This is a genomic window from Mesorhizobium sp. WSM2561 (genome assembly GCF_000513915.1).
GTDB classification, from domain to species: domain Bacteria; phylum Pseudomonadota; class Alphaproteobacteria; order Rhizobiales; family Rhizobiaceae; genus Mesorhizobium; species Mesorhizobium muleiense.
In genome coordinates, this window is record NZ_AZUX01000071.1 from 1 (window position 1) to 15,415 (window position 15,415).

General features: G+C 56.9%; 9 protein-coding genes. 7 read left to right on the forward strand and 2 right to left on the reverse strand.

The window, feature by feature from the left end; genetic code table 11:
* Both M727_RS38380 and M727_RS0131450 read right to left on the reverse strand, forming a co-directional pair.
* Window positions 1–213, reverse strand: a 213-nt coding sequence (locus M727_RS38380) for a site-specific integrase (protein WP_036264133.1), incomplete at its 3' end; no start/stop codon positions are given.
* A 260-nt stretch (window positions 214–473) separates the two neighbouring features.
* Window positions 474–7,523, reverse strand: coding sequence for a hybrid non-ribosomal peptide synthetase/type I polyketide synthase (locus tag M727_RS0131450; protein ID WP_084646991.1), 7,050 nt, complete (start codon window positions 7,521–7,523; stop codon window positions 474–476).
* A gap of 404 nt (window positions 7,524–7,927) precedes the next feature.
* Here M727_RS0131450 and M727_RS0131455 point away from each other — a divergent pair, with 404 nt between their 5' ends.
* The 7 genes from M727_RS0131455 (at window position 7,928) to M727_RS0131490 (ending at window position 15,202) form a co-directional block, all read left to right on the forward strand.
* Window positions 7,928–8,623, forward strand: coding sequence for a 4'-phosphopantetheinyl transferase superfamily protein (locus M727_RS0131455; protein ID WP_198032733.1), 696 nt, complete (start codon window positions 7,928–7,930; stop codon window positions 8,621–8,623).
* A gap of 490 nt (window positions 8,624–9,113) precedes the next feature.
* Window positions 9,114–9,335 carry a hypothetical protein gene (locus M727_RS0131465; protein ID WP_027155888.1) on the forward strand — a complete coding sequence of 74 codons (222 nt, stop codon included), beginning with the start codon at window positions 9,114–9,116 and terminating at the stop codon, window positions 9,333–9,335.
* Window positions 9,336–9,662: 327 nt separating this feature from the next.
* Window positions 9,663–10,937, forward strand: coding sequence for an acetyl-CoA carboxylase biotin carboxylase subunit family protein (locus tag M727_RS0131470; RefSeq protein WP_027155889.1), 1,275 nt, complete (start codon window positions 9,663–9,665; stop codon window positions 10,935–10,937).
* A gap of 573 nt (window positions 10,938–11,510) precedes the next feature.
* On the forward strand, window positions 11,511–12,011 hold the full coding sequence (locus tag M727_RS0131475; RefSeq protein WP_245269087.1) for a GNAT family N-acetyltransferase: 501 nt from the start codon (window positions 11,511–11,513) through the stop codon (window positions 12,009–12,011).
* A 649-nt stretch (window positions 12,012–12,660) separates the two neighbouring features.
* Window positions 12,661–13,377, forward strand: coding sequence for an extracellular solute-binding protein (locus M727_RS39420; protein WP_051505828.1), 717 nt, complete (start codon window positions 12,661–12,663; stop codon window positions 13,375–13,377).
* A gap of 21 nt (window positions 13,378–13,398) precedes the next feature.
* On the forward strand, window positions 13,399–13,734 hold the full coding sequence (locus tag M727_RS39425) for a hypothetical protein (RefSeq protein ID WP_156941712.1): 336 nt from the start codon (window positions 13,399–13,401) through the stop codon (window positions 13,732–13,734).
* A gap of 97 nt (window positions 13,735–13,831) precedes the next feature.
* On the forward strand, window positions 13,832–15,202 hold the full coding sequence (locus M727_RS0131490) for an MmgE/PrpD family protein (protein ID WP_084646992.1): 1,371 nt from the start codon (window positions 13,832–13,834) through the stop codon (window positions 15,200–15,202).
* The last annotated feature ends 213 nt before the right edge of the window (window positions 15,203–15,415 follow it).

The following is a 15,415-nucleotide window of genomic DNA, read 5'->3' on the forward strand; positions in this document are numbered from 1 at the left end:
AGTCTGGTTCAACGCGCCCCACGAGACCCTTCGGCCCACCAAGTGGGCCTGATAGGCGCGCACCTCTTCGTATCCCAGTTGATCGGGTGATCGTCCAAAAAATCGACTGAACTTCGCCACGTGATGCACGTAGGATCGCTGGGTCTCCGGTGACAAATTGCGGATCGTCAGGTCTTCAATCATCCGCTGACGCAGAGGGCTTATCTGGGCCATCTGGGGTTCTCCTGTCTGGAAAGTTGGCTCGACACCAAATCTTCTCAGACAGGGACCTCCTCAGGCCAGACCGGCGCATCAGCTACCGCGGCAGCGGTTTAGTTCAATCACGCTCCGCAGCACAAGGGAATCGCAAAATCGAATTGCAAGAAAACAGTGCCCAAACACCGCAAATCCTGCAATTCCAAAGCCGACCTCCGCCCTAATCAGGATGCCAGATCAACGGTTTGCGGATAGTTCACGGCCGACGGTGCCGTCGCTTAACCGTGCCGATTGAGATAGGTATTAAGCTTCTTCGCCAACACGCTCACGTGCGGTGGAGCGACCATCGTGTAATGGTTACCTGGGACCTCTTGAATTTCCAGGCGGCCCCGCGCGAATTGCTTCCAGCCAAGATCGCCATTACTTTGATTAGTCGACATGCGCAGCCCCTTCTTTGCCGCAAAAAGAACGGCCCTGCTATCGTAGGCTCGAGGCGTATAATCACGCAGCGCAATTCTATTTGCCTCGGCAACTGTCAGCATATGATTGAGTTGCGTGTCGTCCATAGCGGGGAGGTTGCCTGCTTTCGTTCCGAAACCGAGCAAAGCAGTGACCTGACGCTCACGTTCGATCGGTTCCAGCCTCCGCCAATGTTTCTTCAGCGCGGGAAAAATGATGCTGAATATGACCACTTGCTCGCTGAGATAGTCAGGAATGGGGCTGCTGCCCAGCAGGCTGTGATAACGGCCGCTTATGTGCTCTTGATCCTTGTGAATCGCTTTGGCATCGAGCAGCCCAAGTGTTGCTACTTCGTCACCGGCATCGCGCAATTGGCAGGCCATTTCCCAAGCAATGCTCCCCCCCATGGACAAGCCGACGAGCTGATAAGGGCCGCATGGTTGTACGCTCTTGATGGCGTCAACATATTCTCGCGCCATCTCCGGAATGCTAAGGTGAGGCCTTGCATTACCGTTCAGACCGCGAGCCTGCAGGCCGAAGAGCGGCTGCTCCGCGCCCAGCGCCTTAGCAAGAGACGTATAGAGGAGGACATGTCCGCCAAAAGGGTGCGGGCAAAACAGAGGCGCCCGCGAACCGCTAGTTTGTATCGGCACCAATGCGCTCGGGCGCGCGCTTCTACGGTTTTTTGAGAGTGCTACCGCGAGCCCTCTTGCTGACTGGTGTTCCAGCAGCAGGGAGACCGCCAATTCCTCTCCCGTGAGCTGCTCGATGCGATTGATGACGCTCAAGGCGCTCAGCGAATCGCCACCAAGATTAAAGAAGCCGTCGGTCAGGGCAACGTCATCCAAGCCCAAAATGTCCTGATAGACCTCCACAATCTGGCGTTCCAAAGCTGCCTCAGCAGACATCTCAACCGCAATCGGACTAGGTCCGGCCGGACGACCGACGGATACAGTCGGAGCATTGCGTTGATTCAAATCTGCATCTTGTCCCCGCTCATTGGTGACGACCGCATCGAGCCAGTATCGCTTGCGATCAAACGGATAAGGCGGGAGGGGGACACGCTGCGGGCGATGACGGTGGTGCAGGCCAGACCAATCAATGCGAACGCCGCAGGTCCAAAGCTTACCCAGCGACTGGAACAGTCTCGCGTGGTCGCCTTTCCCACCATCGTCTCCTGACAAGGCTGGAAAGGAGGCGGGGCTGCGCTGGTCGCTCTTTGACTTGAACTGCCTAGAATGTCTGGTCAGTGCCGCGCCAGGACCCATCTCGATAAATAACTCGTGGCCCGACTGCACGAGCCGATCGAAAGCCAGATGGAACTGGACCGTCTCTCGTAGATTGCGAACCCAATAGCTGCCATCGAGCGGCACGTCCGTCTCAAGCCAGTCACCGAGCACCGTTGACATGAAAGGTATTTGCGGAGCGTGCAACTCGACTTGTTCTGCATGAATCCCAAACTCCGGCAGGATTGGATCGAGCAGCGATGAATGCACCGCATGACTTGCGCGTATTGGTTTGCTCGCAACGGATTTCCCCTGCAATTGCTTATGAAAAGCTGCGATCTCGGATTCGGCCCCCGAAATGACGCACTGACGCGGCCCGTTTATTGCTGCCAACGAAAGGCTTTCGTTCCAAAAAGGCTGGAGCTCTTCCGGCGAAAGGCCGACTGCGACAATGCCGCCGGCAGGCACACGGGATGTTAACTGTCCCCTCACCAGTGTCAGTCGAATGGCGTTGGGCAACGAGATGATGCCGGCAATATGAGCGGCTGCATATTCTCCAATGCTGTGGCCGATCACAGCGGCAGGGAAAACGCCCCACGACATGAAGAGCTTCGCCATTGCATATTGCGTGGCGAAGATGACGGGCTGCATGACGGCTTCCAGCTGAGGCTCAACCTGGCCATCGGATTTGCCTTCGCCGTAAAGCAGGGCGCGGAAATCAATATGTGCGAATTCGTTAAGCCACTTTGCGCATTCGTCGATGGCGCTGCGGAACACCGGCTCTTCTTCATAAAGCTCCCGACCCATTCCAATCTGCTGCCCGCCTTGGCCGGAGAACATGAACACGGTGCGGTGTTGACTGCTTGACACCTCTCGCGACGCGCCAGCCTGCAGTGCTGCCTGATCGAGTTGGTCGGCTAATTCCACCAGAGAGGATCCCACGACAGTTGTGCGATACCTGAGAGCGGCTCGAGCCTTTTGCAGGGTGTATGCGATGTTTGCTGCGCTGTGCTGAGTATCGCTTCGGCGCATAAAGCCGGCCAGCTGCCTGAGCATTTCGGTCAGTGCCGGCCTGCTCGCCCCCGATACCGGAAAGACGTGCAGCCTGCGACCGCCTTGTTCACTGCTCCGTGGCGGAGCCGCCTCAAGAATCATGTGCGCATTCGTGCCACCAATGCCAAATGAGCTGACTCCACCGCGCCGTGGCTCACTACGTTTGGGCCAAGGTGTGCAGGTCTTGTTTACGAACACCGGGCTCTCCTGAAAGTCGATATTTGGGTTGGGCTTATCGAAATGCAGGCTAACGGGAATGACGCCCCTGTTCAGCATTTTGGCAAGCTTGATCAATCCCGTTACACCCGCTGCGGCGTCGAGATGGCCGATATTTGCCTTCACCGAACCTATTGCGCAGAATTGTTTCCTTGCTGTGTGGGACTGGAAGGCCTTGGTCAGGCCGGAGATTTCGATGGGATCTCCGAGGTACGTTCCCGTTCCATGCGCCTCCACATAGCCAATGGTATCAGCAGAGACGTCAGCATCGGTGAGGGCAGCTTGAATCACCGCAGCCTGTCCGTCGGCGCTGGGGGCGGTGAAGCCTACCTTGGCGGCGCCATCATTGTTGATGGCGGTCCCTTTTATGACTGCCCAGATATAATCGCCGTCTCTAAAGGCATCGCTCAACCGCTTGAGTACGACGACCGCAGCCCCACTGCCCCTCACCGTTCCTTGTGCTTTAGCATCGAACGCACGGCAGTGGCCGTCAGGAGACAAGATGTGGCCTTGTTGATGGAGGTAGCCTTTTCCATGAGGCAGGGAAACCGATGCACCGCCAGCGAGCGCCATGTCACACTCATTGCTGCGCAGGCTCTGGCAAGCAAGATGGACAGCAACTAGGGAAGTGGAGCAGGCCGTCTGAACTGACACGCAGGGGCCCCTCAAGTTGAGCTTATAGCCAATGCGCGTCGCCGTGAAATCGGGGCCATTCAGAATGCGGATCTGCAACTTCTCTGAATCCAGCAGATCGCGGCCTGCTTCACGTTCAGCGGAATAGTTGTTGGCCCCCACGCCGGCAAAGACACCGACACTGCCTTCTGCCGTCTCGCGCGATCCGTATCCCGCATTGTCGAGCGCCTGATACGCCGTCTCAAGCAGGATTCTCTGTTGCGGATCCATCCAGGCTGCTTCCTTGGGCGAGATGCCGAAAAACGCTGCGTCAAACAAATCAACTCCGCTGATAACGGCTTCACGCCTCACATAATTTGGCTTCGCCAAAGTCTCGGGATCCACGCCAGCTTCTCGCAATGTCTCTTCATCGAGATCCGCGATAGACTCTATGCCATTGACCAGATTGCTCCAGAATTGGTCCACGTTCTCCGCCCCCGGGAACCTGCCCTCCATCCCGATGATCGCTACAGCATTTTTGTCCCGTTTGGGCTCGTTTCCGCTTGCGGCCGAGCCAATTGGCTTCTTAAAATTTTGAGCGGAATGAGGAGCGGTCGCAATTGCGGCCAAGTGCGCAGCAAGCGTTCCTAGAGTCGGGTGCTCGAACAGATCCAGAATCTTGCAATCGATGCCGAAACGATCGTGGATACGCGCTTGAACCTGGACTATGGCGAGGGAATGTCCGCCAACATCGAAGAAATTGTCTTCAACGCCGACGGAGTCCAACTTCAGCACGTCCTTCCATATCTCAGCCAATTCCGTCTGCAACCCATCGGCGGGTAAAGTTGCGGTCTTCGAAGCATTTCTAGGCTTGGGAAGAGCGCGCCGATCGATTTTGCCGCTACGATTGGTCGGCAGCTGCGGGAGGAACACGAACTGTGTAGGAATCATGTAGCCAGGCAGCGCGGCGCGCAGAAAAGCCTGTAGTTCATCGGTAACTGCCGAACTCTCCCGTTGCATCACCAGATAAGCTATCAGGCTCGCGTTTTCGTCGGGACCGTCTGTCAGCGTAATGCAGCATGCCTTAACATTTTCGTGCCCCATCAGGCACTGCTCGATTTCGGCAAGCTCGACCCGCATGCCGCGGATTTTGATCTGTCCGTCCTTTCTCCCCAGAAACTCAATCGTGCCATCTGACCGATAGCGGACCCGATCCCCCGTCCTGTAGAGCATCGTTTGCGGCTCATCTTCGAACGGGTTTGGCCGGAAAAGCTCGCGCGTGAGTTCATCGCGATTGATGTAGCCACGGGCTACACCGACGCCCCCGATGTAAAGTTCACCGATTGCGCCAACCGGCACCGGATTACCATAGCGATCGAGGATATAAGCCTTGGTATTGATGGCGGGGCGGCCAATGGGTGGCTTTCTCCCGTCGGCCTGCACCTCGGTCCTTATGCAATAAACGGTCGTTTCGGTGGGTCCATAGGAATTGAATATCCGGCGCCTCTCACCCCATCGCTCAGCGAGGCCGGACGGCAAGGGCTCTCCACCTGACTTGATGACGGTGAGATCAGGAAGATCGGTCGACGGCAAAGAGTTCCATGCTGTCGGAGTAAGACCGGCCGCGGTAATGCGCTCACGACGCATGAACTCGACGAGCTCTGCCCCGGGCAACGACGCTGACGGGGGAGCCAGGCACAATTGACCGCCAGAAGATAAGGCCAACATGAAATCAAATAGCGATGCATCAAATCCGCAGGAAGCGAACTGCAATATTCGGTTTTCCGGCCCCAACTGATAAGTGCGTCTTAGATCCTCCGCCATGTTGCAGGCGCTGCGATGTTCAATCATCACGCCTTTCGGCTCCCCCGTGGAACCAGACGTATAGATCACGTAAGCCAAATCGGAGGGGCCGGCGGGGCAGTGTGGAGGCGTGACTTCACGCAAAGCAATTTCGGCGTGGTCCTTGTCGAGGAGAACCACCGCGCATCCATTCGCACCTTCAGTGATTAGCCCTGACAGGGCTTTCCCAAATGTCCGTTCATTAAGCTCCATTTTACTGATGACCGCAGTGGCGCCAGCGTCCAGCAACATAAAACGAAGGCGCCGGGCTGGGAGTCGCGGATCAAGAGGAAGATAGACGGCCCCCGCCTTCAAGACCGCCAAAAAGCCAACAATGAGATCGCAGGAACGCTCAACGAGAACGCCGACCACGTCTCCAAGGCGGACACCTTTTGAACTCAGATGACGGGCAAGCCTGTTTGCCCTTTGCTCAAGTGCGGCATAGCTGAGCGCCTCTAATGGGCAGCTGACAGCGATATTGTCTGGGTAAGTTGCAGCCTGCCCTTCGATCAGGTTGTGCAGGCAAATGTCGGAAGGAAAAGGTGCAGTCGTATTGTTCCAGCCATGCAGTAGTTGGTGCTCTTCCTCTGGCCTAAGAAGATTATAGTCGCCAATCCGCCGTGCAGGGGCATCCGCAATCGCCTCAAGCAACGAACAATAGTGCTTCGCCAGCCGCTCTATGGTGCTGTGATCCCACAGATCTGCATTGTATACCACGCAGAGACGGACTCTTTCTTTTCCGGACAGGATTCGGAAATCAAGATCGATCCAGGTATCGGTCTCGCAAAATCGGATTTGCGCAGGCAAGCCGGACAGGTCGACGGCGCATGGCGTGAAGCCAAGAGAACTCACCGCCTCCGGAGTGAAGTTGAAGACTGCTTGCGCGAGCGGATTGCGATCAGTTACAAGGGGGAGCTTGAGCTTTTCCAGCAGCAAGGGAAGAGGAAAATACTCATGGCTGCGCGCGCAGCGCATAAGATGACGCACCCGCTGCAAATGGTCGAGGAAAATGGGATTTCCGGAAAGATCCTGACGTAAGGGTGCTAGGCTCACAAAGTAGCCGAAGGTTCCCGAGAAATTCCCTGCGGGACGACCGAGGCGTGGGACGTAGAGGGTGATGTCGTTCTGGTCGCCATAGCGATGCAGCAGGACGTAATAAGCAGCGAGCAGAACGGTGGCGAGCGTCACTTTTTCTTTATGCGCCAGTCGCTCCAAGCGCGCGGCCAGCGGCATATCAATATCCAGGGAGAAAACAGACCCGGTGTGTGTGGCAAGCCCAGCTCGTGGTCTGTCGGTCGGAAGGGCTAGGTCGGGCGGATGATCGACAAACTGGCTCCGCCAATAGCCCCCCAGGCGTTCTCCGTCGTCGGAAAGGAGGCGCTCCTGCCAGGCGACGAAGTCCTCGTAAGGGGCCGCAATGATGAGACTCGGCAGGTCCATGTTGCCGCAGCACGCTTGATAGAGTCTGCCGAACTCGTGCAGGAAGGTGCGAATGCTGTGGGCGTCGGAAATGATGTGATGGAAGTTGAGGAGTAGAATCTCCTCCGTGGCACTGCGGATGAACAGGTGCGCGCGAAACACCGGCCCATGCTCCAGATCGAAAGGCGAGCGAGCTTCCGTCGCAATAGATTCCTGAAACTCCGCTTCTTCGATACCTTCCAGCCGAACGACATGAAAGTTCAGAGAACCTGCCTCATGAATGCGCTGAACGACGTGCTCGCCTTCCCTGTGAAACGTCGTGCGCAGCATTTCATGGCGGTCGATCAATGACTGGAGCGCGCGCTGCAAGCCATCAATGTCAAACGGTGTTTTTATGCGCAGCTCTACCGGCAGGTTGTATTCGCTGCCAGTTGGCCTTTTTTGATGATGCAGCCATAGGCCCATTTGGCCATGCGAGAGCGGACGCGTGACGGATACCATTGCTTTCTCCAGCTAGCCATTGTGTCCGGAGAGTACTACACATTTTTCTCTAAAAACTGGTTCAATTTTTTGAGAATTAATTTGACGTGTTGATGAAGATCAATACGTCTTCGTTTCAGTTTTAGAATAAAAGTGGCTGTACGAGATCAAACTTTGATAGTAAACGTTACAAATTACACAAGGAACATTGAGGCATTTCGCAAAAGTGAAAATAGCTTCGTGATTCTTCACACGTCGCGAGTCGTTGGCAGCCTATAAGTCTCCCAGGCAAACAACGAACGCGCGCAATCTAAGACAGCCACGGGTTGCGGCTAAAACGTGTTCTGATTGACCGGTGAGCTGATCAGGCAAAAGCTTGTGGCGGAGCGATCCACATGCTGTGACGGATGCATTCGAAGAGGCAGATGGGCACAATCGAGGTCTGGGTTTTCCGGCATTCACAGCTGACGATCCCTACGTTGCATATGCATGAAGTGCTGAGCCCAACTGAGCGGGAACGGGCGGAAAAAATTCGTCACTTAGATTTGCGGCTTTCGTATATCCGGGCAAAGTTTGCTTTTCGAACTATCCTTGCTGCGCACTTGCATATCCCGCCGACACATCTCCAGATCACCATTTCGCGTTTTGGGAAGCCCCGGTTGCCGGCGCATGACATTGAGGTGAGCCAGTCTCATAGCCAGGATTGGTCCGCTATTGCCGTATCAGCTTTGGGCTCGATCGGGATAGATATTGAGTATTGCCGCCCATTGGCAAATTGCCGCCAGTTGGCTTGCCACGTTATGACCGACCAAGAGGCAAAGATTGTTGAAGGAACTCCGCGAGAGCTATGGACGCGAAAGTTCCTGGAGCTGTGGACCAGGAAAGAGGCCGTACTGAAATGCGCAGGTCTTGGTCTCCACCAGGACCCGCGAGGCCTTAATACGGGCTGGGATGAGCCGACCGTGCAATTCGGCGGCTTGCAATATTACCTCCACGCGCTCCCAGCCTGCGGTCAGTTGGTAGGGCATCTAGCGTCCCATCGTCCAGAACAGATAATGATGCGCAGCACGCCGTCGCAGCTGGACTTTTGGCCGATGTGCCGTCCTGCGGTCGCGTTATAGGAAAACGAGCGTGTCAAGCGAACTGAAGACGTTGACCCCTCCTCGGGCTTTGCATTCAGACCGCGACGATCGACCCGCTTCCAAGGTCTTCCTGTGCCGCACGAATCCCGGCAAACAGCATCACCGGATCCACAGTTTCCAGTATAGCTCGTAAGCGTTCCTTGTCCGTTTCGGCCACGCCGGATGGGCCAGTACCCGCGCGACGGACGGCTCTTGCGGACGATAGCGCTTGATCACACGGGCGCCGATCCGAGTCTTCTCCCGCAACTTGAACAGGGCGGAACAGACTGCCGTAAAGACGCACCGCGTCATAGAGGCGAACGAGCGTTTCCGTCGCCTCTGCACCGAGGAATCTCTCGTAAGCCTACCAGCTTTCGGGACGATGCCGCCGTTCATCTGCTCGAGCCGAGCCTGATCATTCTTCCGATATGCGCGAGAACGGGTCACTTCGAATCCTTGACTTCGACATCAGCAGACCACGGATTCATTCATGAAGGCGCTGTCGTTGTCGAAGTCGACGCCCAGCAGCCAGCAGCGGAAAGGGAAACAGCGATCTGGCCCGCTTGATGGCAGCGATCACAAGACCGCTTTCCCGAGTCCGGACCGGCACGCACTCGGTCAGCCCGTAGCGATATCGGTCAGAACCATCGGCTCCACAAAGCTACCGGACGAGGAGGTGCCGGAACGGGTCACGAAGTCGATCTCGACATAACCGGGCGGTGGGTCGTTCCAGTCTAAGGTGCGGACCGGAACCGACCGGTGCACTGCCGAACTCATTCCGGCGCGACGGCGTTGCCCGCCGCCAGCCACAACACGGACCTGCGACAGGAGCCGATCCAAATTCGTTGACACGGTCCATGCCACACTCCCGCAGCCAAACTATGCAACAAATCCTCCAAATAAATTTACAGAGTCTTTGCGACAGCAAATCGCTGACGATGATACCTTCAACGCAAAGTCTGAGGGCAGGTACTAAGATGAAGCTGATGCCTGTTTACGTTCAGGGTGCAGCACAGCACACCACGGAGAGTCGATACCAATGACAACAAGAGCGCTGATCATGATTGAAGGCCACAGGCGAATCGGTCCGCTGTTCGTTGAAGCGGCCCGAGGTCTTGGCCTTTATCCAATTACCCTGTCGGCTGATCCAGATCGGTACGAGTATCTTTCGGCGGAACACATTGAGGTTGTACGTGTCGATACAGATAATCTCGATGCGCTGAGCCACGAATGTTCCCTGCTGAGTGCGACCTATCAGATTGCCGGCATTACGGCCGCCGAGGAGGAGGTCTATGCGACAGTTGGCAAGCTCTGCCGGCATTTCAATCTGCCGGGGCCGAACCCCGCATCCGTTGAACGCTGCTGCGACAAATTCGTCCAACGTCAGCTCCTCGCGAAGGCCGGCGTTCCAATACCTGCTTATCGCTTGGCAGCGAATGCAACAGAGGTAGAGAGCTCTGCCGCGGAGATCGGTTTCCCGGTGGTTCTTAAGCCGGCCGTAGGCACCGGCAGCAGCGGTGTCCGGTTGTGCCGCGATGTGGATGAGTTAGCCGAACATACAAACTATCTACTCGGTGGAGACCATACATGGCTGTCCTCGCCGAGGATATTGGTGGAAGAATTCGCACAAGGTGCATACTATTCCGCTGATATAATGGGAAACGAGGTCATCGGGATTTGCACCGTTGAGTTCGGCCCCCCACCCCATTTCCTCGGTCGTAAGTGCATCTATCCGGCCCCGCTGAGCGATGACGAGGATAAGCGTATCGCTGATGTTTCGCTGGGCTGCTTGCAAGCTCTCGGCCTTGGCTGGGGGCCAACTAACGTTCAACTTCGGTGGACGAAATGTGGCCCAGTCGTTATTGAAGTCAATCCGCGTCTTACGGGTGGCACCAATCCTCAGCGGGTTCAGCTGGCGTACGGTATCGATCTCGTCACCGAGCACATCAAGCTTGTCATCGGCGACAAATGCAATCTGCGTAGAACACATTCACAGACAGCGATCACGCAGCATCTGCTTCCTGATCGCGACGGCATCCTCGATTGGATCGATGGCGACATTCGGGCGGCTGCTGTACCGGGTGTCGCTGAAGTCAAATTTTATGTTGAACCCAAGACGCCGATTGTCAGGAAATGGGATTACACAGACATAATCGGACATGTCGTCGCCGCTTCGCCCAGTCTTGCTCAGACCGAGGCAATACTTCAGCGTGCCGTCGGCTTAATCGGTTGGTCCGTAACACCATTTCCGACCGAACAGGAACAATCAGGAAGCCCTCACCTCTCCGCACCAGCCTGGGTGCCCGCCAGGTAGGCAGCGCTATCGTGTGTGGGTTAGCGCCTGGATTCGGAAGTCATAGTTAATCATAAGCATGCGAATATGCCTATGCCTTACCGGCTATGCGCGTGTCCGGTCAAAAGGGGTGCGCTCCATCAAGGTGGGCGATCCAGGAAGAACAGGAAATGAATCAACCGCGTTCCGCTTCGTCCGATGTCCGACAATGTCGGCATACGACAGAGCAGGATTACAGCTATCACGTTATTTTGGAATATGTTTTTGCTTGGAATGGCACATGCATAGGTACCAAGAAGGCTTCGTCGCAAAATAATTGGCAGCGTCTATTCAGCACGAGTGCTCCCCGTTTGTACAACCTGGCCCCGTCAATGCAACCTTGTGCAATGCCGCCGACGCCAGATCGCAATTCCGGCGGACCCCCACCAGACATCGATCGAGGCCTGCGACCGCAACATGCGCTATTTCGAAGATGCGCCCACCTCATTCGAAGCCACTCCTCCTTACCCGCCTTCGTGTTTGCGCTGTCCTTGCAGGCATATCTCTACGATTGGATGGAATTTTCACATGAATTTGGAAACACGACGCTTGTTCATGCGCCCAATACGTGCTTCGGACGGCGATGCCCTGCATCGCCTCCAATGTGATCCCCTGGTAGTCCAATCGACGATGCAGGGAATTCCGCCAACGCGGGAAATGTCGGATGCGCGGCTATCCGTCTATCTTCATGAGTGGGAGACCTACGGGATTGGATTCTGGATGGTCTATGAACGAGAAGACAGTGGTGACTTGCGCTTCGTGGGGCGATCCGGTGTGAGCCGTTTCGATGATACGTACATTCAAATCGGATGCGCCTTGTTCGGAGCTCGGTCCGGTCAACGGATTGGGCCGGAAAGCCTTAAGCCAGTGATCGAATTCGCCTTCGCAACCCAGCCTGTCGATCGGTTGGTCGCTCTGATACGCCCGACTAATACAAGGTCTCTCAGAATGCATGTCGGGCTGGGTTTTTCTTGCCTCCGGAAGGTTATCTTCAAGGGAACGGAGTATCAGTGCTATGAAATGCACCGTCCACCTCAGTTAATTCCCACGCCTTAGCCGATGATAACATCCTAGTTCGGCGGGTATATTTTGGGACAAAGGAAGCCGATGGCGCCCGCCGGATCTAAAGGCACCGCTCGCGGCACTGGGCGACTGCTTTGAAACGGGCACATGCTCCTCGTCTAAAAGGAAATGTCACGATCTGCAAAAGTCCACCATCACCTCTCTCCATCCGGTTCACAACGGATCGCCGAATGCCGCTACGTTATCTCCTCCTTCGACAAAGCAACGGTCACCTTTTCATCTCGGGCATCGAGCGGAAGACGATCACCAGGAAACTGTTCGAGGAGGTCGACCTTAATCTTACGGGCTAGCCGAGAACAGAACAAATAGTAGACGGGGCTCCGCTTGGTTCCTTTTCCTACAATGTATTCGACAGCTGGCCGCGAAACTTCGTCAATGCTCCTGGGAAGCGCGCCCCAGTGCGATCAATGCTGCACGAGCGGTCATCCGAGCGTCTCCTTAGCGCGACCGTGCGTTACATGACGTGTTTTCTTCAGGAACCCCAATCGATCTGCGGCCTGCGTACGGGCATTCATGCCGCGAGCATTCAACCGGGCCTAATGGACAGAAACGATCGTCTGGCACAGCGCGCATCCAGAGGTGCCATTTGTGTCGAGAATCATCAACCAAAGGAGGAACGAAAATGAAGATCAAGTTCGTGATTGGCCTTTGTGGACTGGCGACATTCTCGCTGGGATCGTCTGCGGTCCCCGCGATGGCGCAGGACCGGCAGGTCGTCTTGGCAAGCAGCGGTGGCGCCTATGACACGGTTCTCCGTGAGTACTGGCTCGACCCCTTCGAACAGGCGACCGGTATCAAGCTCATCGTGGTCCCGACCGGCGGCTCCGATGAACGGCGCGCCAGGGTGCAGGCCTTGATCGAAGCTGCCGACGTGTCGTGGGACATCTTCGTCGAAGGTGAGATGGACGCCAAGGCACCGTCCCATGCCGAACGTGCTGCGAACATTGACGAGTTTTGTCGGCAATTCGGAGATCGCCCTGACCTGCTGCTCGGCTCCTGCGAAGCCTCTGGGGCCCTCTTCGGCCGCGGCGCGACACTGATTGCCCACAACAAAAACCATTTCCCCAATGGCGGCCCCACCAACTGGGAAGAATTCTGGGACACCACGGAGTTCCGAGGAGTTCGCGCGATGCCCGCGCACACGGACGCCTGGCGGCAACTGACGGCCGCGCTCCTGGCCGATGGCGTGCCCAGGGACAAGCTCTGTCCGATGGATGTGGACCGCGCCTTCAAGAAGCTCGACGAGTTGCGCCCGATGTCGGGCTGTGGTGGACGACCGGCGACCAGACGGTTCAAGGTTTCCGCAATGGAGAGTATGATGCCGGAATCATGTATATGACCCGCATCACCGCGCTCAAGAATGAAGGACAGCCGATCGCCTGGTCGCCTGGTCCATCACGGTGCGATTTTGGTGGGCGATCGCTACGCCGTTGTGAAAGGCGCGCCCCACAAAGCGGAAGCGCTTGAATTGCCGAAATTCTACCTGGATTCGCCAGAAGTCCAAGGCAAGATTTGCGAGGCGTTGTCGTGCGTGCCGCCGAGCAAGGATGCGCTCAAATACATGAGCGCGGAAGCGCGCACCAACATGCCATCGGCTGGGGAGATCGGTTCCGAAATGGTGCTTCCCGACCCCAGGTGGATCAATGCCAACAAGCCAATGCTGATCGACCGCTGGAATACTTGGATCCAGAAATAGGCGATCTTCCACCGAGCGTGCCACCGAACCCGCCAGCCGGGGCAGGCAATCCTGCTTGCCCTGAGTGGGCTTCGCTTACCTTAATGAGATTGAAAACATGCCTCTCACACAGGACGTGGCCGAGACGGTCGCCAAGCTTTCTTACGAAAGGCTTTCGAAACAGGTTCGCGAGAAGGTGAAGCTCCTCATCCTCGATCATGTCGGCTGCATGATCGCAGGAAGCAAGACGGGTGGGGCAGGCCAGATGTCGCCTTACCTCGCGCGCATCGATTCCGGCGGTCCCTGCACCGTTTTTGGCGCGTCATGGCGCTTCCATCCTGCCAATGCGGCTCATGCCAACGCACATAGCGCCAGCATGCTGAGCCTGGACGATTCCTACGTCCTTTTCGGCCATCCCGGCGCCTCGATTATCCCGGCTGCGCTCGCCGTTGCCGAAGAGGTCGACAGCTTCGGCACTGCGCTAATTGCAGCGGTTGTCGGCGGCTATGAAATGTCCCTCAGGCTTGGTACCGCCTTGCGGCCCAGCGAGGAACGCGACCGCCAGGTCAAGGGCTACGCCACGTGGCAGATCTTCGGCGCCTGCACCGCGGCAAGCCTGTTGCACCAGTTCAGCGCCGAGCAGATAGCCGATGCTTACGGGCTGACCTCGATGCATGCCCCGCTTCCCTTTCTGCGCAAGTTCCACTCGCGGCCGATGAGCCTTTTGAAGAACAATTACGGCTGGGCGAACAAGGCCGCCATCACAGCGGTGGACCTTGTGCGCGCCGGGTTCCACGGCAATCGCACGATCTTCGATGGTGACGATGGCTTCTGGGCCATGGCCGGCTCCGACCGTTTTGAACCTCGGGACATGCTTGACCGGTGGGGCGAGCGCTATTTTATCCTCGAGACCGGCTTCAAGCCGTTCGGCGTCTGTCGCTGGATCCACACCGCAATCGACTGCTTGCGCGCGTTGCTGACCCGCCATCATTTTGGCCGCGCCGACATCAAGGAAATTCACGTCGAAACCGTAAGCGAATTCGTCCGCGACTTTAGCGGCCCCTGGCCGCAATCGACAGTCGAGGCTGCGTTCCACATCCCCTATGCGCTCGCCCTCGAACTGCACGACAAGTCGTCCGCCGCGGGACTCCGCGAAGACGAGTTGTCCGACGAGGACCTTAAACAAACCGCAGCACGGTTCAGCCTTTCAACCCTCGCCGGGGCCGACGAGAAGTTCTATGCGGAGAGGCTCTTGCCGGCCCGCGTCAGTGTCACTCTCCAGAACGGCCAAACTGTTTCCGCCGAGGCTGACATTCCAACCGGTGCCCCCGGCGGCCCCCCGTTTGGGCGGCTAGAGGTAGAGGCCAAGTTCCTCAGGCTCACAAGCCCAGTTATCGGCGAAGCGAATGCCGTGCGTCTGAGGAAGGCCCTCCTCGAGTTGGAGGCTCTTTCGGTCCGCGACGCACTGAAGTCCTGCGCAATGAGGTGAGCACTGCGCAAGGCCGTCGCCAATGAGGTCACCCCCCCTTTAGCCAACCAAACAGATTGCGAGCAGCCCTTAAAATGTCTACCCCGACCACACAGCCCAAGCCTGTTCAAAAGCCATCTTTCGGAGGAGCGTTCTACGCCGGGCGCGGCGTCATCGTGACGCCCACGATCTCGCATGCCGAGGGGATCTTCTTCTGGGATACCAACGGCAAGC

What these genes read in the sequence shown, in the direction of transcription:
- M727_RS0131450 (WP_084646991.1), bottom strand. Translation starts at nt 7,523, where the DNA reads ATGGTATCCGTCACGCGTCCGCTCTCGCATGGCCAAATGGGCCTATGG.
- M727_RS0131455 (WP_198032733.1), top strand. Translation starts at nt 7,928, where the DNA reads ATGGGCACAATCGAGGTCTGGGTTTTCCGGCATTCACAGCTGACGATC.
- M727_RS0131465 (WP_027155888.1), top strand. Translation starts at nt 9,114, where the DNA reads ATGAAGGCGCTGTCGTTGTCGAAGTCGACGCCCAGCAGCCAGCAGCGG.
- M727_RS0131470 (WP_027155889.1), top strand. Translation starts at nt 9,663, where the DNA reads ATGACAACAAGAGCGCTGATCATGATTGAAGGCCACAGGCGAATCGGT.
- M727_RS0131475 (WP_245269087.1), top strand. Translation starts at nt 11,511, where the DNA reads ATGCGCCCAATACGTGCTTCGGACGGCGATGCCCTGCATCGCCTCCAA.
- M727_RS39420 (WP_051505828.1), top strand. Translation starts at nt 12,661, where the DNA reads ATGAAGATCAAGTTCGTGATTGGCCTTTGTGGACTGGCGACATTCTCG.
- M727_RS39425 (WP_156941712.1), top strand. Translation starts at nt 13,399, where the DNA reads ATGAAGGACAGCCGATCGCCTGGTCGCCTGGTCCATCACGGTGCGATT.
- M727_RS0131490 (WP_084646992.1), top strand. Translation starts at nt 13,832, where the DNA reads ATGCCTCTCACACAGGACGTGGCCGAGACGGTCGCCAAGCTTTCTTAC.